Here is a 23,608-nt window from a genome sequence, read left to right as displayed (position 1 = left end):
CTGTCACCGCGACATACCCACGGACGACTGCGGCCCGGCATTCACCACTCCTCAACTCCCTTTCCACGTCAGCACCGTTGTCCGGTAGGAGGACTCGTGTTCCACTGATTGTTTTCTGGCGCATTGGTCACCAGTCATCCGCTCACGGGCGGGAAAGTTCTTCCATGGGGGGTCCGTGGGTGAAGACCTGGGGTTCGAGAAACTCCTCGACGAGGACGGCTTCTTCGCGCACCTGTTCGCACGGTCGCCGTCGGGTGGCGACCGGAAGCCGCTGTACGGTCCCGACCTTCCCGTGGTGCTGCTCACCGGCGGCCCGGGCATGGGCAAGGGACGGCTGCTGCGTGCGGTGCGGGACGGTTTCGCCGCCAAGGTGCCGGTGATCCATCTGGACTGCGCCTCCCCGGTGTACGCGGACCGGGCCGGGCCGGAGCCGGACGCCCGCTCGGATGCGACCGAGGCCCTGTTCGAGGTCGCCCAGCGGCTGTACACCTGGCAGGGGACGGGCGGCTCGTTCGCCTTCCCGCGCTTCTTCACGGGCCTCGCGATGATCGCCACGGGGGCCGGTGAGGGCGCCCCCGAGGCGGTCGCCACGGAGGTCGAACGGTACGAGCATCTGTCCCAGAAACCGCGCCTCCGCGGCCTGGGGGCGGGTGACTTCTGGCGGGGCGTGCTCCATGGAGCCGTCCGCAACCTGCTGTCGACCCTGTTCGGGCAGACGCTCGACCCGTACTCGGCGGCCGTGAGCAACGCACTCCTGGACGCCCTCTTCGCGCGCCTGGCCCCCCGGGGCAAGGCGGAACTGGAGCGGCTGTACGGCGCGTATCCCGGCGCGGCCGATCAGCCCAGGCACGGGCTGCGCAATCTCGCCGCCGACTTCCTGGCCGGCGACGAGGGCCGGGAGCTGGCGGAGAGCTTCCTCTTCCGGGCGCTGCGCGAGGACCTCGAAGCGGCATACGCCGGGACGGCGGGCTGGCTGTTCCGGGTCGGCCGCCCGGGGCTGCTGCTGGACCACGCCGAGTCGCCCCTGGGCGAGCGGCTGCTGAGCGCCGTACTCGACGACCGCAGGGGCGGACAGCGCGACCGTGTGGTGATCGTGGGCACGGCGCGCCGGGCGGACGGCGGCGCCTTCCTGCACGGTGGGCTGCCGGCCCAGGCTCCCCCGGCGGAGTTCCGACCCGCCGACGGCGGCCCTCCCGCCTGGTCCCGGCGCACGGGCTCAGGAGCGGACGGGGCACCGCCGGCCGACGGGGTGCTGCTGCTGCGCATGCCCCTTCTCACCGGCGACCAGCTCCGCGAGGAGACCCAGCGAAGACAGCAGCGCGGGGAGCCGGAGGGCGGCGCGAACCGCCGCCGTATCGATGCCGCCGTGGCCCGGCTGAGCGGCGGACGGCCGCACATGGTGATCCGGCTGGCCGCCGCTGCCGCCGCCTTCCGCATGCCGGCGGACGCCAACGACCGGGACCTCCTGGACGCCCCGCTGCGTCTGCCCGGCGGCGACCCCGAGCGGCCGGTGGCGGACGTACTGCTTCAGGATCTGGTCCTGGATCAGTTGCCGGTGCGGCTGCCGGATGTGCACCACGACCAGTGGCTCGATCTGCTCACCCATCTGTCGGTGGCGCACGACGAGGAGTGCGCCGGCGTCCTGCTCCGCCACCATCAGGCGGGCCGCACTCACCATTTGACGGCACATCAGGTCTCCCAACTGCTCACCGACACCGGGTGGCCCGGCTGCGAACGGCACTTCATCGGGGACTTCGGGCTGCGCCAGCTGCTGGTGCACCGGCTGTACGGCCTGCGCCCCGACGGCGCCGCCTGGTACGCCGACCACCACCTGCTGCGGGACCACTACACGAGCCGCGCGGCCGACGAGGAGGCGCCGCACGGCGCGGCGTTCCGCTCGGTCACGGCGCACCGGATGAACCACCACCTGGTCTCCGGCGGCGTGGACGACGTGGTCCGCCATCTGACCGCCACGCTGCTCGGCCGCCCCCAGGAGTGGTCCGCGGAGCTGCTGGAGATCGCCCAGGCACCGTATCCGGGCGGAGCGGACACCCGGCGGGCACGCGCCCAGGGGCTGGTGCCCGTGGACGGACCCGCGCTGCGCCGCACCGTCGACCAGCTGCTGCACGCGGTGTGGCTGTGCGAGGAGCGGACCAGATCGACCGGCAAGACGGCCGAGACCCTGTCCACGTTGCTGGAGCGTCTCGTGGCCATGGACTTCGACGGCGCCGGACAACTCGACAGGACCGCCACGGAGTGGAAAGCCCTGGCGGCGAACGAGCAGCCGTTGCTGCACTGCACCTGTACCCGACGGCTCGGGCGACGGAGGTAACGGGGATGCCCAGATGGAAGAAGTTCCTCATCACGCTGCTGGGTCTGGGACTGATCGGGGCGGCCGTCTTCACCGGTTGCAGAATCTCCCAGCAGGAGGACACCTGCGCCGACGGCGTCGAGCGGACCGGCGGCGAGTGCATCGGCCTCAACGGTGAGGGCTACGACTTCGGAACCCCCGAGATCGCCGACGTGGCCCGGGCCATCGCACGCGAGAACGAGCGGATCGACGACCAGCCCCACGTCACGGTGGCGATGATGCTGCCGCTCCAGTCGGACAAGGCGGCGCTGCGCCGGCAGATGCGCAGCGACCTCCAGGGTGCGTACCTGGGGCAGCGACAGGCCAACGAGGGCGAGGGAGAACCGCCGAAGATCCGTCTGGTGCTGGCCAACCCCGGGCGGAACTACGAGCAACAGGACAAGGTCGTGGACACCCTGCTGCGGATGGCCGACTCGCCGGACGACCGGCTGCGCGCCGTCACAGGGTTCAACCTCAGCCTCGACACGACAGAAGCAGCCGTCAAGCGACTGACGGAGCACAAGATCCCGGTGCTCGCCTCCCGGATCAGCGGGGACCGGATCGCCAACGAGGACACAGCGGACGGGATGGCACAACAGCGGTTCCCCGGCCTGGCCCGGATCATCCCCACCAACCACGACGCGGCCCAGGCCCTGGCCAACTTCAACGGCGAACGGGGCCGGGAGAACCTCAAGACGGTGCTGGTCTACGACAAGCGCCCCGACAGCTACAACGAGTCGCTGGCGAAAGCGTTCAGCGGGATCGAGGAGAAGGGCCCGGCCGGTCCCGCCCCGATGCCCTTCGAGTCCCCCGCGATCGACGAGGCCGGCTCCACCGGCAACCAGTTCACCCAGCTGGCCAACAACATCTGCGACTCCCGGGCCGACATCGTCTACTTCGCGGGACGCACCCTGCACCTGCGGATCTTCGCGCTCAAGCTCGCCCAGGTGGGCTGCAAGGACCGGCACTACACCATCGTCAGCGGTTCCGACGCCGCCTCGCTGCGGCAGGACATGACGGAGAAGGACTGGGCGCAGCTGCGCGGCGAGGACGGCACGGCGAAGGTGACGGTGCAGTACGCCGCCCCCGCGCACCCGGACGCCTGGAACACCGAACTGGCCCGCTGGAACAAGCAGTGGGACGCGGACCACGACCGCAAGCCCACCGCCGAGGAACTCCCCCAGTACCTCACCGAGCCCAAGACCGCCCTGGACACCCTGAAGAAACGGATCGAGACCACGCGCAGCGAGGGAACGAGCCTCGGCACCGCCCCGGACCTGGAGGACTCCCGGACGATGCTCGTGTACGACGGCCTCGTCACCATCGGCAAGGCACTGCACCAGACGCAGAGCGGCGGTCCCGAGGCGGTGCCCGGCCTTGAGGACGTCGGGGGACAGTGGTCGCTGCTCCAGTCCCGGCACCGCGTGCAGGGCACGAGCGGCCTGATCTGCCTGACCAGCGGCGGAAACGCATACGACAAGCCGGTCGCGGTCGTCGACCTGGACCCGGGCCTGGCGGGCGCCGGCGAGCTGAGGTTCGTCGGCCTGGGCTGGCCCACCGGCCGGGAACAGCCGAAGAACTGTGTGATTCCCAGCAGCACGCCCTGACCGGCCCGGGTCCTGGAGATCTCCACCGTCGTTCCCTACGCGATGCCGTACATCATCACCAGCCGGCTCCTGGCCCGCCGCCGCGACGACGACCAGCCCAAGGTGCTGCCGGAGGGGTCAGTCAAACCGGCCTTCATCAGGCAGCTCGCCGAGGTGCCGGACGACGTCGCCTTCACACTGCTTGACGCCGCCGAACGGGGCCGCCGGATTGGAAAAGAGGCAGGCCGACCATGCCGACCTCCAGCCGCTCGCTGACCCGCAGGGACCGGTCGAGGCTCTCGGTGTACAGATAGCCGACGAGTCCCCACTGGTTGTCGTTGGCCCGGCGTACGACCTCCTCCTCGTCGCCGAAGGTGAGGATCGCCGCCACCGGTCCGAAGATCTCCGTGTCCATCAGGCGGCTGCCCGGGTCCACGCCGCCGGCAGCAAAGCGGCCGCCGCACGGCGCAGCGAGGTGTCCCGACAGGCCCTCTACCCACGCCCGCAGACCATCGAGCAACTGCTCGGCCGCGACCTGGAGTCCGGTGAACACAGCGCACCGAACTCCACGTGGCCCTCAGCGCACGCGAGGTCCTGCGACCGCGCTGACCTCCAGGCCCTGTCTCACACCCGGCTTGTGTCCTGTCACTGGCTGCTCCGTGGACGGTAGGGCTGGAGGAGCTGGTCGACGGGTGCGTAGTCGTCGGTGAGCGGTTGGGCATCGCCGATCCAGGAGGTGAGGTCGTCGCCGCCAGTGATCTTCCAGCCGATCTGCCGGGCGTCCAGCGCCTCCTGGGTCGCGCGTAGGTCGACTGGTCGGTCGGAGGCGACGACCACCAGATTGCCGCCCTCGGAGCTGGCGGTCGGGTCGAGGCCGATGTCTGCGGGAGCGCCGACGAGGGCGACGTGCTCGAAGGTCTCGCTGAGGGTGGCTACTTCGGCACGTGCGAAGGCGAGACCACCGTGATCGATGAGGTTGGCAACGTACAGGCCGCCCTCGTTGAGCACCCGCCGTACGTCTGTCAGCGCCTCCACCGTAGTGAGGTGCCACGGCACGCTGACGCCCCCGAAGGCGTCACCGACGACGAGGTCACGGCTGCCGGCGTCCAGTCGCCGCAGGCCGAGCCTGCCGTCCTCGGCGCGTACGTCGATACCGGCTTGTGATCTCAGACCGAGTTGGTCGCGGTCGATGCGCACGACCCCGCTGTCGATCTCGGATACCAGGCTGCGCGTCCCGGGCCGCGTGGCGGCGAGGTAGCGGGGAAAGGTGAGCCCGCCGCCGCCCAGGTGATGGGCGGCAAGTGGCTCGCCTTCGGGAAAGGCGGCATCGACCACCGACGCGATGGCGCGCACGTACTCGAACCTCAGGAAGGTCGGGTCGTCGATGTCGACGTAGGAGTGCCGCACGCCGTCCAGCACGAGTGTCCGGCCGCTGTCCCGGTCTGGGTCTGCGACGACCCGTGCGCAGTGGTACCTGGTCTCCGCGTCGCAGCCGCCGGGCGCGACGGTGGTGGCGAGGCTGCCGGCCACGACCACGAGTGTCAGGGCAGGGGTGCCGCTCCATCCGCGCGTTCGCCACTCAACCAGCGCCGCGCCGACCACCAGCAGTGTTCCGAGGCCGATCAGGATGCCGCTGACCGGCAACCGCGATACGAGGACGAAGCCGGTGAGGACGGTACCGACGATGGCGCCGACCGTGCCGACGCCGGACAGTCGGCCGACAACCGTTCCGGTCTCGGCGAGGCTGGTCAGACGCAGCTTGGTCACGATCGGCGTCACCGCGGAGAGCAGCGCGCCCGGCACGAGGATGGTCAGCGACGCGATGAACAAGAGAATCGGTGGTGCCCACTCCCCGGTGGTGCGCAGCACAGCAGGGGTGAGCGCCACGACCGCTCCTGACACGCCGAGCGAGGGGCCTATGAGCCTGCGTGGATTGACCTGGTCGGCGAGGCGCCCACCCAGCCAGGAGCCGACTGCGATCGCGGTGAGGGCGATGCCGATCACCATGGTGCTGGTCTCGAGGGTGAGGCCGAGGTAGGGAGCCAGCAGCCGCAGAGCGACGATCTCGACCACCAGGACTGCGGCCGAGGACCCGAACACAAGCACGGCAGCGGCCCGGGGACCCAGGCCGTGGTGGTGAGGCGTGCCGTCGGCGGCGGGCGACGAAGACGATCTGGTCACGGGCAACATCCTTGCATGCAAGCCGGGTTCGGCCGAATGGCTCGAGCAGTACACCAGCCGGGCACGACCCTGCCCCTGTCGCACGAGCGACGTTTCGTCAGCGAGCGGTGAGTGCGGTGATCGTCTCCACCACGAGGTCCTCGGAGGTGACGTCGACGTGGGCGTGCAACGCCGCCGATGTCGAGGGATGCGGCTCCGTGCACGACCGCCCAGAGCGAGCCGGCGAGTGCGCGAGCGTTCTTGGTCCGCAGCGCCCCGTCGGACCGGGCGGCGTCGACCGCCTCGAGCAGGACGGGGAAAGCGGCCTCGGCAGCGCGGCCGAGGCCAGGATGGCCGGCCCGCTCGACCTTCGCGCCGAACATGACGCGGTAGAAGTCGAGGTGGTCGAGCGCCCAGCGCAGGTGGGCACGCCCAAACTCGACGACGTGGTCGCGGCGCCGTCTCGGCCGCCCGGCGCGGCCAGGAGGGCGTCCCGCAGACGCTGGAAGCCGAGCTCGGCCACCGTCGCCACCAGGTCGGACTTGTCGGCGAAGTGGCGGTAGGGCGCGGCCGTGCTCACCACGGCACGCCGCGCGACTTCTGTCAGAGTGAAGCCCTTCGCCCCGCTCGCCGATCAGGTCCAGAGCGGCGTCGGTCAGCGCCCGTCGGAGGTCGCCATGGTGATACGGGGCCGATTTCCCGGCCCGGGCCGGTCGGCGGATGAAGAGCACACGCCTCTTCCACGGCTACTTCCGCGATTCGGGCCGCCACTTCGACACCGCCCATGCCGTCCACACCCCGTAGCCGAGCCGGTGTCACGCCTGGTAACAGGAGCGATGCGAGGGGGGCGGCTGCCTGGGGGCCGGCGGTCTTGTCGTAGTGACCTGGGGGCCGGCGGTCTTGTCGTAGTGAGTGGTGTGGCGAACGACCACCGAACTAGGCCCTGCCGTTCGGCAGCTGTGGGTGGCGGTCCCGTTGCCGTGCCGGTTTCACCGGCAAGGGACCGGACAGCTCCTCCGTGGTCCGCCGACGGCTTCGACGCCGCTGTGTCAGTCCCTGCCTCTACGGTTTGCCCATGACTCCTGAGATGTGGAACCGGTTAGGTCCCTTCCGTGACGAGGCGATCGCGCGGGGCATACCAGCCGAGGACGTAGAGCGGTGGTTGGCCACCGCCCGTCCCTGCGCGACGCTGACGCAGGACGGGGACGGGCCGGTCGTGGGCCAATTCGGCGGTCCGCTCCTGCTTCCGGCCGATACCCCGGACCCCGCCCACCCCTTCGTCGCCTCCATCGACCTCGCGGCCCTGCCCGCCGATGCGACGGACCTGCCCCTGCCCCCCGACGGCCACCTGCTGCTCTTCGCCTTCCCCGAGACCGCCGACTATGGCGAACCCATGGGCAGTGTGGTGTACGTCCCGGTCGGCACTGCCGTGACGGAACGGGACAGGCACGCTTGGAACTCCTCCGGATTCCAGGATTACGAGGCGATGTTCAAGGCGTTCCCGCAGGGTCCGCTGCGGGCGACGACCAATGTGTCGCTGCCCTGCCACGAGGCGGTCGAACTCCCCGAGAGAGCGGGGAGCGGGCCGCTTCCCGGGCATCCCCGCTCCGAGGAACTCGTCGAGGTCTGGGAGAGCACCCATGACGACATCGCACCCGAGGGGCCGCTGCAGATCGGGGGATACGCCGATGAGGAGGCCATCTACTGCGACCCGGTCGCCGTTGCCGTGTCCACGGCCGCGAGAGCGGCGGAAACGGGCCGGTGGGACGGACCGGTTTCGGACGACGTCTCGGACTGGGTGCTCCTGGCCGACTGGCATGCCGGCATGGACGTGCAAGGCTGGGAGAGCGCCACCGTCCACTGGGTGATCCAACGCGAGGACCTGGCCACGCGGCGCTTCGACCGTGCGTTCACCTCGGTCTACTGGAACCCCTGATTTGTGCCTGGGCAGTTTCTTTGGGGCAGTCGGTCGTAGGTCCGGGTGTGTCGTCGACTGAGGCGAAGTGAGCGCGGATTCAGCACAGGCCAGGTCCTCGTCGACATCGGCCTGGGCCATCAGCACGCCGGATACCCGTTCCCAGGTGCCGTCGATCGTCCACATCCTCAGCCGGTTGTAAACGCCCCGTCAGTTGCCGTACCGCTTCGGGCCGGTGGACTCCACGATCGTGCGTGCCCACCAGCACGCGGCCGGGGCCCGAAAAGAAGGGCTCCGGCCGGCGAACCGGACGGCCACCCAAGCGGCCGCTCCCGCGGCGGGCTGCCGAGTAGCCGGGCGTGCCCGCAGTGGCCGGCCCGGCCGACATCAGGGCGGCCGCCGCCGAGGACGCTTTGGTGCATGGGCGGACACACCACCGTGCAGCTGCCGTGAGCGAGTCGTGACCAGCTCCGCACCGCGTCCTGGGGGGGCATTCGCCGTCGCGTTCCATCGGCCCGGCATGACGAGGGGGGCCGGATGCCGCTGCTGCTTGGTCCTGCGGTGCCGGCGGACGCGAGCAAGGCCCTGCAACCCCGACGCGATGCGATGTGGACCGGGACGGCCGGGCCGGTCGCTCGCCCTCGGATCGCCGGCGGCAGACCCACCTGGCAGGTCTCGCCGGGCGATCTTGGCGTGGGTCTTGCAGGATGGGTCCCGGTTGCCCGGCCACGGAGGCTGCTGAGGGCGGCCACTTCCCCTGCGCGGCGGACCGCCGCCCCATCGTTCACTCAGGAGCCCGCATGGCAGTTGTGGCGGAGGAACTGGAACCGGTACTGGAGGACGCACGCCAGGCTCACACCGCGGTCCTCGACCGGCTCCGGGCGGATGCGGCAGTCACGCCGCCGGGTCCGTACCGGCAGATGCTCGAAGGCCAGGCGGCGCAGGTGCAGGTCGGTCTCCAGCGCATCCAGCATCGGGTACACGATCTGCGGCCCCGGGGGATTCTCGGCAACGCAGCCGACGTGACGCGGTTCGTCTCGCATGGTGCGATGCGCACGGTCATGCTGCCGCTGACAATCGGGACGGGGATCGTGCGGCGCGTGCTGCCCGGCGGCGGCCCGGCCGATGCGCGGCAGCTGCTGAGGAACGCGGAGGACGAGTACGCGGCTGCGGCGCGGGCACTGGCCGCCTGCCGGGCCGGAGAGGTCCTCGCCGAACAGGTGGACGACGAGGGGACCGCCGAGTTGCTCGGCTCACTGCGCCGCCAGGACGAGGAACTGCTGCAGGCGCTGGAGAACAGTCTCGCCGAACAGGCACGCGCCGTCGTGGCATCCGCCAACGGTTCCGGCCCACCCGAGAATCAGCAGGGCGGTGTGGCCGACGCGGCCGGCCGGACCATGCGGACCGCTGTCGATCGGGCACGTCATGTCGCTCGGAGCGGCGTCCGATACGCCAGAGGTGGTGACTCCGCGGGGACGGTACGCGGTGTGCCCGAGCCCGGCCCCATGGCCGAGGAGGTCCTGGGGGCGGTCAGGCGGGAGGAGGACCTGCCGATTCCCGGGTTCAGCCAGCTCAGCACCGAGCAGATCCAGCGCCGGCTGCGCTCGCTGTCCCAGTTGGATCTGACGGTGATCGAGGGCTACGAGCGCGCACATGCGCGCCGCAGGAGAGTCCTGGACGCCATCGAACAGCTGCGCGGGGCCGAGCCGTGGACCGGCTATGACGCCATGAACACGGGCGATGTCGTCGCGAGCCTTCAGGACGCTCCCACCGACCAGGCCCGTCAGGTACTGGAGCACGAACAGCGCCATCGCCGGCGCCAGGAGGTCATCTCCGCCGCGAAGGCACGCGTCTCCGGCTGACAAGGAACCGTCCCGGACCTGATCGCCTCAGGTCTCAGGGCGGCTCCCCAGCCCGATGCGGTAGGCGCCGCCTAGGGTGGAGTTGTGGGCGACGGCGTGGTGACGCTGTTCCTGTGCGGGGACGTGATGCTCGGGCGCGGCGTCGATCAGATTCTTCCGAACCCCGGTGATCCGGTGTTGCGGGAGTGCTACGTCGTGGACGCCCGTTCCTACGTCCGGATGGCGGAGGCGGTCGGCGGCCCGATTCCGGCTCCGGTCGATCCGTCCTGGCCGTGGGGTGAGGCGCTGCGGCTGCTGGAGGAGACCGACCCGGACGTCCGGATCGTGAATCTGGAGACGGCCGTCACCTGCGCGGACGCGTTCGCGCCGGGCAAGGAGGTCCACTACCGCATGCACCCCGACAACCTGCCCGCCCTCATGGTTGCCCGGCCGGACGTCTGCGTCCTGGCCAACAACCACGTGCTGGACTTCGGCCGCACGGGCCTGGACGAAACGCTCGGCTCGCTGGACCGTGCGGGTCTGCGGACGGCGGGCGCGGGCCGGGACGCCAACGAGGCGTACGCGCCCGCGGTGATCCCGCTCTCCTCGGGTGGCCGCGTTCTCGTCTTCGCCCTCGGGGCGCGCTCCAGCGGCATCCCGTCCGGCTGGGCGGCGACCGCGGACCGCTCCGGAGTTGCCTACGTCCCCGAACTGTCGGCCTCCGCCGCCGACGCGGTGGTCCGGCAGGTGGCCGCGACCAAGCGTGCGGGCGACCTCGTGGTGGTGTCCGTGCACTGGGGTTCCAACTGGGGTTACCTCGTCCCCCGCGACCAGGTCCGTTTCGCGCACGCCCTGGTGGACGGTGGCGTCGACATCGTCCATGGACACTCCTCGCACCACCCCCGCTCCATCGAGGTGTACCGGGAGCGGCTGATCCTGCACGGCTGCGGCGACTTCATCGACGACTACGAAGGGATCTCCGGCTACGAGGAGTACCGCGACGACCTCCGCATCGCCTACCTCGCCACGGTGGCGGCGGGCACGGGACGGCTCGCCGGCCTGCGCATGGTCCCCCTGCGCGCCAGCCGCATGCGGCTGGCGTCCGCGCCCGCCGAGGACCGCACCTGGCTCCGCACCACCCTCGCCCGCATCAGCCGTGGCGTGCGCATCACCCTGGAGACCGACGGCACCCTGGCGGCGGAAACCGGACCATGACCCGAGGGCTGCGGCTGACCCTGCTCGGCGTGGGCGCGAGGAACCCGCCGCGCTTCGCACCGGCGGGCCTTCTCCCGCGCCGGCACCGGATCACGAGCAGCGGTACTCGGAGCCGGGCTCGACCGCGTGATCGGTGGTGTCGTCCGGCACCGGGATCACGACGCGCATCGGACCCGCGGCCGGGTCCTGCTTCGGCGGCGCGTCGCACGCCCGCGCAGCCCGCACCGGCGGCGTAGACCGGCGGGGGCCGCAATGCCGGTCCTCCGGATACCGGTCCAGTGCCGGTTCCGATGCCGGTCCGGTGCCGGTCCGGTCATGCCGCAGAGTGCCGCTTTGGTCGGCCGCCCTTCTCCAGGAAGCGTCGCAGCCGAGTGTGCGGCCAGGCGTTGATCACGTCCTCCTCGGTGAGCCAGCCGCGCTGTGCCGTGCCCACGCCGTATCGCATATGGGCCAGGTGGAGGGTGGAGTGGGCATCGCTGTCGATCGCGAACTTCACGCCGTGCCGCCGGGCCCGCAGGATGTCCTCGTCACGCAGGTCGAGCCGGTCCGGATGGGCGTTGACTTCCAGGGCCGTCCCGGTGCGGGCGCAGGCGGCGAAGATCTCGTCGAGGTCGGCGTCGATGCCGGGCCGCTTGCCGAGGATGCGGGTGGTGGGGTGACCGATGATGTTGACATACGGGTTCTCGCAGGCCCGGACGATCCGCCGGGTCAGCGTGCCGCGGTCCTGGTTGAAGTGCGAGTGCACCGAAGCCACGCACAGGTCGAAGCCCGCCAGGAAGCCGTCCGGCCAGTCCACGCCGCCGTCGGGAGCGATGTTCAGCTCCACACCGTGCAGCAACTGCATGCCGCCCCCCATGCCGTACGCGCGGTCGAGCTGCCGTACCTGATCGCGCTGAGCCAGCATCCGCTCGTCCGTCATGCGTTGCATGTACAGGTCCGGCCCGTGGTCGGTGATCGCGTAGTAGTCGTAGCCGCGCTCCGCCGCAGAGCGGACCATCTCCTCCAGCGGGGCGAGGCCGTCGGTGAGGTCGGTGTGGGTGTGCAGGTCGCCCCGGATGTCGGACTCCGTGACCAGGCCGGGCAGTTCACCGCGCTGCCCGGCCTCGATCTCGCCGCGGTCCTCGCGCAGCGTGGGCTCGATCCACGGCAGACCGAGCCGGGCGTACACGTCCTCCTCCGTCGCGGAGACGATCTTCTCGCCGCTCTCGGCGTCGAACAGCCCGTATTCGGAGAGCTTCAGTCCCTGATGCACGGCGATCTCACGGATGCGGATGTTGTGGGCCTTGGAGCCGGTGAAGTAGAGCAGGGCGGCGCCCCAGGAGTCGGGCGGCACGACGCGCAGGTCGATCGCCAGCCCCTTGCCGGTGCGGACCGACGTCTTCTTCTCGCCGTGGGCGATGACCTCCGTGACGTACGGCAGCTCGGTGAACGCCCGCATGACGGGCATTGACTTCGTCGCCGCGACGAGGACGTCGATGTCACCGATCGTCTCCCGGAAGCGGCGCAGCGACCCGGCGTATGCGCACCGCAGGCAACCGGTCACCCGGGACAGACCGGCGACGGTCTCCTCGGCGAGGTCGAGGGCCACGTCGAGCAGGACGCGGTCCCCGGAGGACTGCAGGAGCTCGATGCCGTGGAGGATCTTCTCCTCCGTCCTGGGGCCGAAGCCCTTCAGGTCGCGCAGCCGCTCCGCATGGATGGCGTCGGCCAGTTCCTCGACGGAGGAGATCCCCAGCTCCTCGTGGAGCGCCAAAGCCTTCTTCGGACCGAGCGTGGGGATGGCCGTCAGCTGCCGGACCCCGGCGGGGATCTTCGCCCGCAGATCCTCGACGGCGGACACACTGCCGTCGCGGAAGTACTCGACGACTTTCTCGGCGATCGACCTGCCGACTCCCGGGATCTGCTGCAGGCCCTTCACATCGAGCTTCCCGACATCGGCGTGGTGACCGCCGATCGCGCGGGCAGCCTTCTCGTAGACACGCGCCTTGAACGCGTCCCCGCCGGTGATCGAGATCAGGTCCGCATACTCCTGGAACAGCGCGGCGACCTCGTCATTGGACCGAGCCACACTTCCAGGGTAGGCACGGAGCCATCGGTCAAACCCGGCCGCGCCGATTCCACGTGGGCCCCGACCGGTTCCAGCGCGGCACCGCCCGGGGACGCCGGCCGAAACAGTCAGGGAAAGGAGCCGTGCGTGCGTCCCGGTTGCTTGGCCCGCCTGCTCAGGCCTCTCGTCCGTCGCCGGCCTCTCTGTGCATGCCCATGCACAGAGCCCAGACGACGAAGACGTTCACGGCGACCAACGTCAGGGCCCATAGGGGGTAATACGGCACCCACAGGAAGTTGGCGATCGCGCCGAGCCCTGCCACCGCTACACCGAAGAAGCGTGCCCACAGCGCTCCGCTGAGCACGGCGCCGCCCGCAAGGGCGATGACGACGCCCAGAACGAGGTGCACCCAGCCCCAGCCCGCCAGACTGAACTCGAACACGTAATTGCGCGTCGCGATGAACAGGTCGTCCTCGGCGATCGCCGTGATTCCTTCGAAGATCGCCATCGCCCCGCCGAAGATCATCAGTGCTGCTGCGAAGACGGTGGTGCCCGACGTGGGCGCACGCCACGGGCGCGGATGGGCATGCGCCGTACTGGATCGAACGGCGTCTCTGGCCATGCCGGACTCCTTGGGGGGGCAGGGCCATCCTGTCGGCCGAACTCCCGAGCAACGTGATCCCTCTCAGCGTGGCACGACGGCACCCCGTCGGCACTCCGAGCTGTGGATGGCGCCGACCGGGCCGTTTCGGGGCCGCCGGTGGGCGCTCAGCCACATCCAAGAGTTCGCCGACATCGCGTCGACCGAGTACGCCAGACCCGCAACCGTACGTACATCACCTGCCGTCCCATCTCGGGAGCCCGGATGATCGCCGGGCGTGCACTTCCGAGTGGAGGACAGATGACGGACAGTGCCGTCGGCACCCCACGTGCCGCCGACCGGCATCGGCCCAACGACCGTGGCGGCCGACGCGGCCGACGCGGCCGGACGTTCGGGCTGCTGGGCTGTGGCGTCGTGCTCGCCGGACCGTTCGCTCTGCTCGTCGTACGGCTGACGGGGCTGGACGCGGGAACACCGCTCGCCATGCCCATGGTGCTCTTCCCCTACGCGGCCGCACTCAGCGTGCTCGTGCTGAGCGCCATGCTCGCCATTCCCGCTCTCCGCTCGCGATGGGCGGTGACTGTCGCCGTACTACTCACGGCAACTCAAGTCGCGCTGCTGGTGCCGCGATTCATACCGGACCAGCAGCATGTCCCGGCCCAGTCAGCGGAGTTGCGCGTGGCCAGCCTCAACGCCGACCTCGGCGGAGCTGATCCGCGGGCCCTGGTGCGGCTCGTCCAGGCCGAGCGGATCGACGTCCTGGCCGTGCAACAGCTGCCGTCCGCCGGCGTTGCCGCACTCGCCAAGGCCGGTCTGAGTACGCTGCTGCCCTACCACGAACTCCACCCCGAGTACGACTCCTCGATCTACTCGCGGATCCCGCTGACCGACGGCGGCACGCTGCACGCCGACACCGCCTGGCCACAGACCACCGCCGACGTGAGAGTCGGCGGACGCACCGTACGGCTGGTGGCCGTCCACACCTACTACCCGCTCGGGGACGCGAAGCGCTGGACACAGGACATGACCGCCCTCACCTCCGTCGCACGGCGCAGCGGCCCGGACACCGTCTTCCTGGGCGACTTCAACGCCTCCCTCGACCACGCGCCCATGCGCAAGCTTCTCTCGTCAGGCCTCACCGACACCCACGCCGAACTCGGCCACGGATGGGCCCGCACCTGGCCTGTCGGCATGACGCTCATACCGCCACTGGTCCAGCTCGACCACGTGCTGCACGGCTCCGGCCTGGCGGGCCTCTCCGTCGGCGAACGGACCGTGCCGGGCACGGATCACCGCGCGGTCGTCGCCGTGCTGGCGCTGCTGCCGACGAAGGAGCGTGCCGGTGCGGCCCCGCACAGTGGCCTCACCGCTGCCAGTGACCGCGACTGACCGCTCCCCCGGCCAGGGCGGCATCCCTCCCCGGTGATTAGGGGTGCGGGCCCCACCGCTCAGTGGACTGGCGTCCACTCCTCGAAAGCCTCGTCCAGGATCCGCAGCTGGCCAACGGGACAAGACCCAGCCGCGCCCGACGAGCGTTGCTGACCAACTCGTCGGCTACTGAGCCGACGTCGTCAACGCAGACCGTTGACCAGAGCGAATGCATCCACGGTCTTGGGGTGCGTCTTGCCCAGTCGGGTCTGCAGGATCTGTGCACCCCGGCGCGCGAGGTCCGCTGCCGTCGGGTCGTTCAACCTGTGCAGGACTCGGGCCTTGAACAGCAGGACGTACCCGATGTACAGGTGGTCCGGCGCGTATCTGGCCTCGCGGATCTGCAGCGCCCGCGAGATCAGCGGCACGGCTGTGGCGTAGTCTCCGAGGTCAACGTGGACGTTCGCCAGTGCAATCAAATCGAAGCTCACGAACGGGTCGTCCGGCCCGTACGCCGTCTCGTCGATCTGTAGCGCCCGCTCGGCCAGTGGCTGCGCCGCCCTGTGCTCACCGAGAATGCACAGTAGCCGCGCAAGCGTGGCCAGGTCCGTCGCGATGGCGGGACTGTCCGCCGGCAGGCAGGACTCGTGCAGCCGCAGCGCGCGTTCCGCCAGTGGGCGTGCCGTCTCCGGCGCGTTGAGGTCCTTGTGGATCTGGGCCAGGGTGATCAGGTCGAAGCCGGCCTCCGCATCCCGGCCCTCGAGCGACTCGTCGATCGCGAGGGCACGCTCACACAGGGGCAGCGCCACCGAGCAATCCCCGATCTGGATGAGGAACTCCGACGCCAGCCTCAGCAGCACCGCCGTCTCGGCAGCGCACTCGGCCGGTGGATCGTCCTTGGTCACCGCAAGGACGTGCGGAAGCAACTCCTGCCACCGCGGCCGCGCATCCGGGTCACCGTGGATGTCGTGCGGCACGGCGGCGAGCAGCGCACGACACAGCTGGACCCGAGCTTCCGTGTGCGCCTCGTCCGGCATCGCGGCCCGGATGGCGGCCTGCACCAGCCGGTGCAGCAGCAGGGACGCGTTCTCGCGCCTCGCGAGACCCAGACCAGCCAGGGCGCCGACCGTCGTGTCCCACACCAGTGGGTCGGCCACGCCTACGTTCAGAATGTCGGGGCTGCCGGTGAACAGGTCCAGCGGGATCGGCTCCGGCGCCAGCAGGGAACACAGCTCCAGCAGCCGCACCGCCTGGGGCTGGTCCCTCTCCAGCCTGTCCACACTGAGCTGCCACAGGGACGCGACCGCCACCGCCGGCCGGTCGGTCAGCTCGCCCTGCGCGATCATGTCCTCCAGACGCGACGTCAGCAGAGCCACGTAATCCTCGGGCGCCGTGTGGTTGTAGCCCATGTACCCGGCCGCCTGCTCCAACGCCAGCGGCAGGTCCCCCAGTTGCTCGGCGATGCGGTCCGCCACGGTCGCGGTCATGCCGGGCACCCGCCGGACCAGCAGCTCCACCGACTCCCGCCTGTCGAACACACCCAGGTCGATGACGCCGGCTGTGCTCGACCAGCCACTCATCCTGGTCGTGACGATGACATGGCCGTTGCCCGCCAGGCCGCCCGACGGCAGCGCGTGCGTGAGGGGGCCCGGTTTCTCACCGTTGTCGAAGATGATCAGCCAGGGCCTGCGGTCCAGCAGCTTGCCATACACCCGTGGGATGACCTGGTCGGAGCTGACCTCCGTCAACCCCAGCTCCCCGGCCAGCGAGACGAACTGCGACGCCACCAGATCGGGGTCCTCGGCGTTCATGAACCCGACGAACCGGTACTTCGACCAGTAGCGGTAGGCGTACTCGACCGCGAGTTGGGTCTTGCCGACGCCACCGAGCCCCTGCACGACGTGCATCGTGACGTCGTTCCCCGAGGTGAGGCGCTGCCGCAAGTCCCGCAACGTGGCGTCGCGGCCGGTGAAGTTGGTGTTGCGCGGCGGCAGTCGGTACGCCGCGGGCGCGAGCGGGTCCTGCGCACGGTCGCGGCGCGGCACCTGCCACACCCCGATCAGGGACAGGGGTATCAGGATGAGGAGCACCACCCACGGGTGGACACGCACATAGTCGAGCGGCCCCGGCCAGCGGCTCTGCCCAGACGCCGCGTTGAAGGCAAGACTGCCGACGAACAGTACGAGCAAACCGGCCACCGCGCTGGCCAGCGTTCGCCACATGGCTCCCTCTTCGGTATGACGGCGACCGCAACAATCAACAGCCGGCGCGATCTTATCCCAGGGGCCACACCGCCCGAGGGGAATCGACCAACGTCAGCGGACCGGCAGCACCGGATGTGGGCCGGACGGTCACGCGAAAGACGGCCACCGATCGGCGGCCCACTCGAGCCAACCCGACCACCCAGGAGGCGGATCGCCCATCTCGTGCCCCTCGAGTTCCCTGGCGTCGGGCTCCTCGAACAGCGTCCTCCAGTGCAAGAGGTCCGCCTCGCTCATCGGGAAGGTCTGATCCGGAGTGGTCGATCGGCGATGGGCGATCCGAGCGAGTTGGGTCTCATGGTCCACCGGCACGTACACGAGGTGACAAGACGCGCTCACGGACTCCGCCAACCAGCGGATCGCGGACCTCTCGTCACGAGACCAGCAGCCGAAGTCCAGGACCACGTCGGTTCCCAGCCTCAGCGCCTCCAGTCCAAGCCAGAGCAGCCGTCCTTCCAGGACATCGCGCTTCCCGTCCGCATCCGGCTCACCGAACAGCGGGATCATCCACTCATCAGGCGTCAGCCGCAGCGCACTGTGCTCCTTGGCCAGTTGCCGAGCCCTGGTGGTCTTTCCGGCCCCTGGTAGGCCGACTGTCAGGAACAACGTGGTCACACCCGAATCGTTCAGGGAAACCACGGGGAGGACAACTGCTTTCTCTGCTCTCTCTGCTTTCAAAAAGGGCGCGCCGCCGGCTCGGCTCGGCTGCCGACCAGTACGCCTATGCCTACAAGCGCCTGTGCTCCCTGACGGCGTCCTTCCTCAACAACTCCTCCTGCTTCAGAGCAGACCACACGGGACGGCCACGCCCACCACTGAGGACCGTGGTGACCGACGCCCCCATGGGCGTCGTCCGATGGCTTCGCCACGCGGAGACACGCCCCGACTTCGGCATCGTGGGCTTCATCTCCTCGCCAGAACCTGCTGAACCCTGCTCGCGCCGCGGCCGGCCCCGACGCTGTGCCGTGCTGGATCAGGCGGCGCGGCCGGCCTTGAGGGAGGCCGCAGTGTCGACGACGCGGCGGACCTGGTAGCGGGCCGCCTGCAGGGCCACTTCACCGGGCGGACAGTCGCCCGGCCACGAGGGATGTGCCGTAGGAGTTGCCTGACTGGGACTGGATGGGGTCGGTGTAGCCGGGGGCACGATGACGCCGCCCCAGTGGTGGAACGTCTTCGCCAGCGCCAGGAGGGCGGATCCTGCCCGCCGTGGGCGGTGTTGGAGGCGGTGAGGGCCGAGTACACCTTGTCCCCGAGCTCGCCCCGGAACCACAGAGGGCCGGTGCTGTCGATGAATGCCCTCAGCCGGCTGGCCGGGTTGACGAAGCGGGTGGGGGTGCCGAACATCACCGCGTCGGCCCATTCCAGGTCGTCGTGGCCGGCCTCGGCGACGTCGGCGGTGTCCGTCAGGTGTTGGGCCCACTCCGGCCTGGCGCTGACCGCCTCCGCTGGGGCCGTCTCTTCAGAGCGACCGCTGATCATCGATGCCCCGGCTTCCTCAAGGGCGGCGACGCGTCGGCCTGTGTGTCGCGGCAGTACACCGAGACCCCCGGCAAGGTGACCAACTGCCGGGCGGCGTGTCCTTACACCTCGCCTCGGACACCGCCTCCACGCGCAGGCCACCAGACCCTCGGATGGCATGGGGCGGGCGAGGCCGGGGGCCACGGCCCTGTCCCGTCCGATCCGTGTCAGCCAGGGTGGGACACCATGTCGGAGACCGTGAGGTCGGAGCTCACATCCAGGTCTCGAGCCACATTCTGGCGTGCCAACTGGGATACGGAATCGTCTGACCCGTGTAGATGGGGAAGAAGTAGATGAAGTTCCAGGTGATGAGCAGCACCAGCGTGCCTGCGGCCACCGCACCGCGTTTGCGGCGTCGTTCATGCATGCCCGGCGGGCCCAGCAGCGCGCCCAGCATCATCGCCACGGCAAGACACAGGTACGGCACGAAGACGACGGCGTAGAAGGAGAAGATCGTGCGGTCCTGGTAGAGGAACCAGGGCAGGTAACCGGCGCCCACGGCGCACAGGACGGCGCCGGCGCGCCAGTCGCGGCGCAGCGCCCACCGATAGAGCAGATACACGAGGGCGCAGCAGGCCGACCACCACAGGAGCGGTGTGCCCAGGGCCAGGACGGTCTGCGAGCAGTCGGCGGTCGCATGGCAACCGTCCGACCCGGGTTTCGGCGATTCGTAGTGGAACAGCACAGGACGGCCCAGGACCAGCCAACTCCAGGGGTTGGACTCGTACTTGTGGGGAGTGTGCAGCCCCACATTGAACTGGTAGACGCCGTACTCGTAGTGCCACAGGCTGCGGAGCGGGGCCGGGATCCACGACCAGGTGCCGCCGCGGCCGTCCGCCCAGTGTCGTCCGTAGCCGTTGTCGGACAGGAACCAGCTGGTCCAGGTCGCCAGATACGTCACGAAAGCGACCGGGACCAGGGACATCACCGACCAGCCGAGGTCTTTGCGCAGCACCGCCCGATAGGGGCGGCGCGCCCCGGCGACGCGGCGGGCGCCGACGTCCCACAACAGGGCGAGGATCACGAAGAAGGCGAGGAAGTACAGGCCGTTCCATTTGGTGGAGGCCGCCAGTCCCAGGAAGAGGCCGGCGGCCAGCCGCCAGGGACGCAGCCCAGTCCCGGCATGGTCACCGGTGTGTGCGTCCGGACGGCCATCCGCGTCGGCCGGCAAGGCTTCCGCGAGCCGGGCCCGCGCCTGGTCGCGGTCGATGAGCAGGCAGCCGAACGCCGCCAGTACGAAGAACATGACGACGAGGTCGAGCAGAGCGATGCGGCTCATCACGTAGTGCAGGCCGTCCACGGCCAACAGTGCGCCGGCCAGGCAGCCCAGCAGTGTCGAGCGGAACAGGCGGCGTCCTATGCGGCACAGCATCAGCACCGACAGCGTGCCCAGCACCGCCGTCATGAAGCGCCAGCCGAAGGGGGTGAGGCCGAACATCCACTCGCCGAGGGCGATCACCCACTTGCCCGTCGGCGGGTGCGCGACGAAGGCCCCGGTGTCGGAGAGCGGGATCACCTGGGGGTCGGCCAGGATCTGCGGGTCGGCTGTCTTACGGTCAGGCCAGGTGCTCTCGTAGCCGAGCCGCAGCAAGGACCAGGCGTCCTTGGCGTAGTACGTCTCGTCGAAGACGATGTCGCGCGGCCGGCCCAGACGCCAAACGCGCAGCAGCCCGGCCAGGAGCGCCACCAACAGCGGCCCGCCCCACCCCGACCAGCGCGCCGGCCGACCCGCCGCTGCCGGGGACAGCCCGAGCGTGCGCCACAGCCGCGAATCGGGTTCGGGAAATGGCACCACCAGGCGGTCGCGCACGGACGGACGCGGCCGCTCCACATACCCGAACAGGCGCAGCCGCCGCTCCCAGGAGGTCGGCCGGCGGTTCGCCGCCTTCCGCGGTGCGTCGACAATGGCCGACGCGTTCTCACGGATCACGTGGTCAGCTTTCAACTCGTCGAGAGCAGGACAAGCGGGGATCAGCGGCCCGGCGGTCGGTGGTCGTCACTCCGGCTCAAGCAGCCCCGACCCATCGAGGACCGCTTGACCTGGCAAGGCGCTACCTGGTGGTTGAGGTCCGTGAGGGCATCGGGACCGGCTCGGGCGTTGAGGGGCGGTACGGCATCGGCACCGGCTTGGTAGTCGACGTGCAGCTCGGCATCGGCACCCCCTTGGCAGTTGAAGCGGGACGGACAGTCGACGGCATCGGCACCGGCACCGGCCCGGTAGTCGACGTGCAGGTCGGCATCGGCACCCCCTTGGCAGTGGAGGCGGAGCGGGCCGTCGACGGCATCGGGGCCGACTCGGCAGAGGCGACGGGGCGATGCTGAGGGTCGGCAGACCCGCCCTGAGCGAATGAGCTCGGCATGAGCATCAGTCCGACGCCGAGTCCGGCAACGGTCAGCACGGATCCGGTGGCCATCCAGGCCGTCCGGGCCCGCTGTCGGGCGCGAACAGCAGCTTTCAGCCGGTATCGGTGCCGGTCCTCATAGGGCGTGTCCTCCTGGCTGTCACGCATCATCCGTGCCAGTTCCTGCTCGAAGTGATCCATGGCTCCTTCTTCACTCCACCGGCTCGACTGCCTCAGCCAGAAGCTGCCGCAACCGTGCGACGCCGCGTGCCGTGAGGGAACGGGCGGTGCCCACCGGACACCCCAGCACCTCCGCGACGTGCCGCTCGGGCAGATCCTGGTAGTAGCGCAGCACCACCGCGGCCCGCTGCCGCGCCGGCAGCAACGCCAACATGGCCTCCAACCGGGTCCGTTCATCCACGGCGGCGGTCTCGTCTCCCACCCCGGGCGGGTCGGGCAGCTGGTCCACGGGGTGCTCGCCCCACCAACGACGCCGTGACGAACGAGCCGCGGCACGGGCCAGAACCCTGCGCACGTACGCCTCGGGCGCCTGCTCGCCCACCTTCGGCCAGGCAAACCACAGCTTGACCAGCGCCTCCTGCAGCAGATCCTCGGCCCGGTGCCGGTCTCCACCGGTGAGCAGCCGCGCCAGGTGAAGCAACACCGACCACCGAGCCGTCACGAACCGGTCGAACTCGTCGGCCCGCAACTGCCCCATCAGCGTCGTCCCTTACTTCAACACGCCCCTACACCTTCATAAAGACACTGACCCCTACCCCGCTATGCACCCCCGGCGTGTGGTCTGGCTCACACAGACCCTCCCTGACGGTGCCCACGGCGCGACTTGCCTGCCCGCGCCCTCCCCCTGTGCAGCCGTCGAAGCCTGACCGGCACCGGCCCAAACGCCGCTCTGCCCGGACTCACCACGCAGGGACTTCACGCTCTTCCTGACCGCGCCCACTCCGGCTCCCGCCGGGAACGCTCGTAGCCGACCTCGGGGAGGTCGTGCCGGGCGAACGCCGGAAACCGCTCGGCGGGCAGCTCCCCGTAACCGCCGCTCGCAAGGCCGTCGACATCCCGCACGAGCCCGGTGATGCCGCTGACGAGCCCATTGAGGTCGGTGCGGTGACGGCGCATCAGGGTGTCGGCGCCATGCATGAGGGACCACGGCACGGTGATGCCGAGCTCGATCGCACCGCCGCGCGAGAACAGCCCGTCGTCCGGATCGGACCATGTGATCAACGGCGCGATCGCCTTCAGCTCCGGCGGCTTCGACAGCGCCGCCATCCACTGGGTGTTGCCGAAGTAGCTGCCACCAATCATGCCGACGGAGCCGTTCGAACCGGGCAGGGCAGCGGCCCACCGTACGGTGTCGTAACCGTCGCTCTCCTCGTGCGTCCACGGCTCCCACTCCCCCTCGGAGGCGAACCGGCCACGGGTGTCCTGCACGACGACCAGGAAGCCGCGCCTGGCCGCCGCCAGCGGATCGAGTATGACGGTCATCACGGGCGTCTGCTTGCCGTACGGCAGCCGGGCCAGCAGCACCGGCCACGGTCCCGTACCACCAGACCGGTAGACATCCGCGCGCAGCACCGTGCCGTCACGCATCTCTGCCGGAACATCGAACTCGATCTGTATCTCCGTCATGTACTGCTCCTTTGGGTGCCAGGACGTGGGGCGGTCAGGCCGCCGCGTTCAACAGGTCGGCCAGCAGGTCGGGTCGTTCCAGAGCGACGAAGTGGCCCGCCTTCGGCACCTGCGTGAAGTCGGCGCCCGGCAGCAGCTCCCTGTTGGCTTCCCGGTCCGACCACCGGGAGCAGTCCTTCTCGCCGTGGACGAGGTGGATGGGGGCCTTGACCTCGGGGTAGCGCGAGCGGGCCGCGATGAGGCCGGGCAGGTTCTGTCCACGGCCCGGGCAACGGTCGGACAGCCGGGGCGGCTGCCCACCTGGAGGAGTTCATCCACGTAGTCCGCCCGTTCGGCCTGCCCGCGCTCGCCGAGCGAGCGGTGATCCTCACCGTGCTGTTCGAGCCGGTCGTCAGGCTTCTGCGGCGACTGACCCAGGAGTACGCGAACCACCGCCGCCATCATCGCCGCGCGGGCGGGCGGGTGGGCGGAGTGAGCGGCCGGCGGGGTGGCCGAGACACGGCCGGGCACCGCAGGTACCCCGCTCACGCCGCGAAGACGCGGCAGGGACCGAAGTGCCTCGGGGGGAAGGCACTTCGGCCCCTCTTCGCCGGGTTCAGACCCCGACGGGAACCGGCTTGTCGGCGTCCGTCGGCACGTCGCCCTCCTTGATGCCGTACCGCGTGTAGAAGCGGGCCAGTGGGCCCGGAGCCCACCAAGCGGCCCTGCCCATCAGCTTCATGACGGCCGACCCCAGCAGGATGCGCACCACCAGTAC

General features: G+C 70.1%; 17 protein-coding genes and 4 pseudogenes. 9 read left to right on the top strand and 12 right to left on the bottom strand.

The window, feature by feature from the left end; all coding sequences use genetic code 11:
* The first annotated feature begins 175 nt into the window (after positions 1-175).
* From AC5P09_RS44590 to AC5P09_RS44580, 3 genes and pseudogenes are all read left to right on the top strand, one after another.
* A complete protein-coding gene (locus AC5P09_RS44590; RefSeq protein ID WP_493879400.1) occupies positions 176-2,332 on the top strand; it encodes a hypothetical protein in 2,157 nt (718 codons plus the stop codon).
* 5 nt (positions 2,333-2,337) lie between these two features.
* Positions 2,338-3,957 (top strand): ABC transporter substrate-binding protein, encoded by a 1,620-nt coding sequence (locus tag AC5P09_RS44585; RefSeq protein WP_493879399.1) that lies wholly within the window; start codon positions 2,338-2,340, stop codon positions 3,955-3,957.
* A 42-nt stretch (positions 3,958-3,999) separates the two neighbouring features.
* Positions 4,000-4,077 (top strand): annotated as a pseudogene (locus tag AC5P09_RS44580) (hypothetical protein); the annotation flags it as partial.
* Positions 4,078-4,134: 57 nt separating this feature from the next.
* On the opposite strand, the pseudogene AC5P09_RS44575 reads toward AC5P09_RS44580, so the two are convergent.
* The 3 genes and pseudogenes from AC5P09_RS44575 to AC5P09_RS44565 form a co-directional block, all read right to left on the bottom strand.
* Positions 4,135-4,372 (bottom strand): annotated as a pseudogene (locus AC5P09_RS44575) (aldehyde dehydrogenase family protein); the annotation flags it as partial.
* 209 nt (positions 4,373-4,581) lie between these two features.
* Positions 4,582-6,117, bottom strand: coding sequence for a fused MFS/spermidine synthase (locus AC5P09_RS44570; protein ID WP_493879398.1), 1,536 nt, complete (start codon positions 6,115-6,117; stop codon positions 4,582-4,584).
* Positions 6,114-6,479, bottom strand: a complete 366-nt coding sequence (locus AC5P09_RS44565) for a hypothetical protein (RefSeq protein WP_493879407.1) — start codon at positions 6,477-6,479, stop codon at positions 6,114-6,116. The genes AC5P09_RS44570 and AC5P09_RS44565 overlap by 4 nt, the downstream gene beginning before the upstream one ends.
* 692 nt (positions 6,480-7,171) lie before the next feature.
* Here AC5P09_RS44565 and AC5P09_RS44560 point away from each other — a divergent pair.
* The 3 genes from AC5P09_RS44560 (at position 7,172) to AC5P09_RS44550 (ending at position 11,067) form a co-directional block, all read left to right on the top strand.
* The gene (locus AC5P09_RS44560; RefSeq protein WP_493879397.1) at positions 7,172-8,032 is read left to right on the top strand and encodes a DUF1963 domain-containing protein; all 861 of its coding nucleotides are present in this window, start codon (positions 7,172-7,174) and stop codon (positions 8,030-8,032) included.
* Positions 8,033-8,811: 779 nt separating this feature from the next.
* Complete coding sequence (locus AC5P09_RS44555) at positions 8,812-9,873, top strand: hypothetical protein (protein ID WP_493879396.1); 1,062 nt, start codon at positions 8,812-8,814, stop codon at positions 9,871-9,873.
* A gap of 84 nt (positions 9,874-9,957) precedes the next feature.
* Complete coding sequence (locus AC5P09_RS44550) at positions 9,958-11,067, top strand: CapA family protein (RefSeq protein ID WP_493879395.1); 1,110 nt, start codon at positions 9,958-9,960, stop codon at positions 11,065-11,067.
* Positions 11,068-11,380: 313 nt separating this feature from the next.
* Here the strand turns inward: AC5P09_RS44550 and polX are convergent, their stop codons facing one another.
* The gene (gene polX / locus AC5P09_RS44545; RefSeq protein WP_493879394.1) at positions 11,381-13,135 is read right to left on the bottom strand and encodes a DNA polymerase/3'-5' exonuclease PolX; all 1,755 of its coding nucleotides are present in this window, start codon (positions 13,133-13,135) and stop codon (positions 11,381-11,383) included.
* Positions 13,136-13,289: 154 nt separating this feature from the next.
* Positions 13,290-13,736: a DUF7144 family membrane protein gene (locus tag AC5P09_RS44540; protein ID WP_493879393.1), complete on the bottom strand. Its 447-nt coding sequence runs from the start codon at positions 13,734-13,736 to the stop codon at positions 13,290-13,292.
* Between the two features lie 279 nt (positions 13,737-14,015).
* Between AC5P09_RS44540 and AC5P09_RS44535 the strand changes: the two genes are divergently transcribed.
* Positions 14,016-15,104, top strand: coding sequence for an endonuclease/exonuclease/phosphatase family protein (locus AC5P09_RS44535; RefSeq protein WP_493879392.1), 1,089 nt, complete (start codon positions 14,016-14,018; stop codon positions 15,102-15,104).
* 182 nt (positions 15,105-15,286) lie between these two features.
* Here AC5P09_RS44535 and fxsT read toward each other — a convergent pair whose 3' ends face one another.
* The 3 genes from fxsT to AC5P09_RS44520 all read right to left on the bottom strand — a co-directional run bounded on the left by fxsT (position 15,287) and on the right by AC5P09_RS44520 (position 18,688).
* The gene (gene fxsT / locus AC5P09_RS44530) at positions 15,287-17,305 is read right to left on the bottom strand and encodes an FxSxx-COOH system tetratricopeptide repeat protein (protein ID WP_493879391.1); all 2,019 of its coding nucleotides are present in this window, start codon (positions 17,303-17,305) and stop codon (positions 15,287-15,289) included.
* A gap of 129 nt (positions 17,306-17,434) precedes the next feature.
* A complete protein-coding gene (locus AC5P09_RS44525; RefSeq protein ID WP_493879390.1) occupies positions 17,435-17,959 on the bottom strand; it encodes a P-loop nucleotide/nucleoside kinase family protein in 525 nt (174 codons plus the stop codon).
* 288 nt (positions 17,960-18,247) lie between these two features.
* Complete coding sequence (locus AC5P09_RS44520; protein ID WP_493879389.1) at positions 18,248-18,688, bottom strand: hypothetical protein; 441 nt, start codon at positions 18,686-18,688, stop codon at positions 18,248-18,250.
* 144 nt (positions 18,689-18,832) lie between these two features.
* Between AC5P09_RS44520 and AC5P09_RS44515 the strand changes: the two are divergent.
* A pseudogene (locus tag AC5P09_RS44515) lies at positions 18,833-18,951 on the top strand (transposase); the annotation flags it as partial.
* Between the two features lie 122 nt (positions 18,952-19,073).
* On the opposite strand, the gene AC5P09_RS44510 reads toward AC5P09_RS44515, so the two are convergent.
* The gene (locus tag AC5P09_RS44510; protein ID WP_493879406.1) at positions 19,074-20,768 is read right to left on the bottom strand and encodes a dolichyl-phosphate-mannose--protein mannosyltransferase; all 1,695 of its coding nucleotides are present in this window, start codon (positions 20,766-20,768) and stop codon (positions 19,074-19,076) included.
* Between the two features lie 152 nt (positions 20,769-20,920).
* Here AC5P09_RS44510 and AC5P09_RS44505 point away from each other — a divergent pair, with 152 nt between their 5' ends.
* Positions 20,921-21,184 carry a hypothetical protein gene (locus AC5P09_RS44505; RefSeq protein WP_493879388.1) on the top strand — a complete coding sequence of 88 codons (264 nt, stop codon included), beginning with the start codon at positions 20,921-20,923 and terminating at the stop codon, positions 21,182-21,184.
* Between the two features lie 231 nt (positions 21,185-21,415).
* Here the strand turns inward: AC5P09_RS44505 and AC5P09_RS44500 are convergent, their stop codons facing one another.
* The 3 genes and pseudogenes from AC5P09_RS44500 to AC5P09_RS44490 form a co-directional block, all read right to left on the bottom strand.
* Complete coding sequence (locus AC5P09_RS44500) at positions 21,416-21,922, bottom strand: SigE family RNA polymerase sigma factor (protein WP_493879387.1); 507 nt, start codon at positions 21,920-21,922, stop codon at positions 21,416-21,418.
* A 218-nt stretch (positions 21,923-22,140) separates the two neighbouring features.
* Complete coding sequence (locus tag AC5P09_RS44495; RefSeq protein WP_493879386.1) at positions 22,141-22,851, bottom strand: CocE/NonD family hydrolase; 711 nt, start codon at positions 22,849-22,851, stop codon at positions 22,141-22,143.
* A gap of 34 nt (positions 22,852-22,885) precedes the next feature.
* Positions 22,886-23,307, bottom strand: a pseudogene (locus AC5P09_RS44490) (alpha/beta fold hydrolase); the annotation flags it as partial.
* Between the last annotated feature and the right edge of the window lie 301 nt (positions 23,308-23,608).

It is taken from the genome of Streptomyces sp. a15 (assembly GCF_059026085.1).
Note: the sequence above shows the minus strand (reverse complement) of the source record. Positions and strands in the feature narration are given on the sequence as shown.

Excerpts from the sequence above, each read along its gene's own strand:
- AC5P09_RS44585 (WP_493879399.1), top strand. The coding sequence starts at position 2,338 with ATGCCCAGATGGAAGAAGTTCCTCATCACGCTGCTGGGTCTGGGACTG.
- AC5P09_RS44565 (WP_493879407.1), bottom strand. The coding sequence starts at position 6,479 with ATGTTCGGCGCGAAGGTCGAGCGGGCCGGCCATCCTGGCCTCGGCCGC.
- AC5P09_RS44560 (WP_493879397.1), top strand. The coding sequence starts at position 7,172 with ATGACTCCTGAGATGTGGAACCGGTTAGGTCCCTTCCGTGACGAGGCG.
- AC5P09_RS44555 (WP_493879396.1), top strand. The coding sequence starts at position 8,812 with ATGGCAGTTGTGGCGGAGGAACTGGAACCGGTACTGGAGGACGCACGC.
- AC5P09_RS44540 (WP_493879393.1), bottom strand. The coding sequence starts at position 13,736 with ATGGCCAGAGACGCCGTTCGATCCAGTACGGCGCATGCCCATCCGCGC.
- AC5P09_RS44535 (WP_493879392.1), top strand. The coding sequence starts at position 14,016 with ATGACGGACAGTGCCGTCGGCACCCCACGTGCCGCCGACCGGCATCGG.
- fxsT (WP_493879391.1), bottom strand. The coding sequence starts at position 17,305 with ATGTGGCGAACGCTGGCCAGCGCGGTGGCCGGTTTGCTCGTACTGTTC.
- AC5P09_RS44520 (WP_493879389.1), bottom strand. The coding sequence starts at position 18,688 with ATGTTCGGCACCCCCACCCGCTTCGTCAACCCGGCCAGCCGGCTGAGG.
- AC5P09_RS44500 (WP_493879387.1), bottom strand. The coding sequence starts at position 21,922 with ATGGGGCAGTTGCGGGCCGACGAGTTCGACCGGTTCGTGACGGCTCGG.
- AC5P09_RS44495 (WP_493879386.1), bottom strand. The coding sequence starts at position 22,851 with ATGACGGAGATACAGATCGAGTTCGATGTTCCGGCAGAGATGCGTGAC.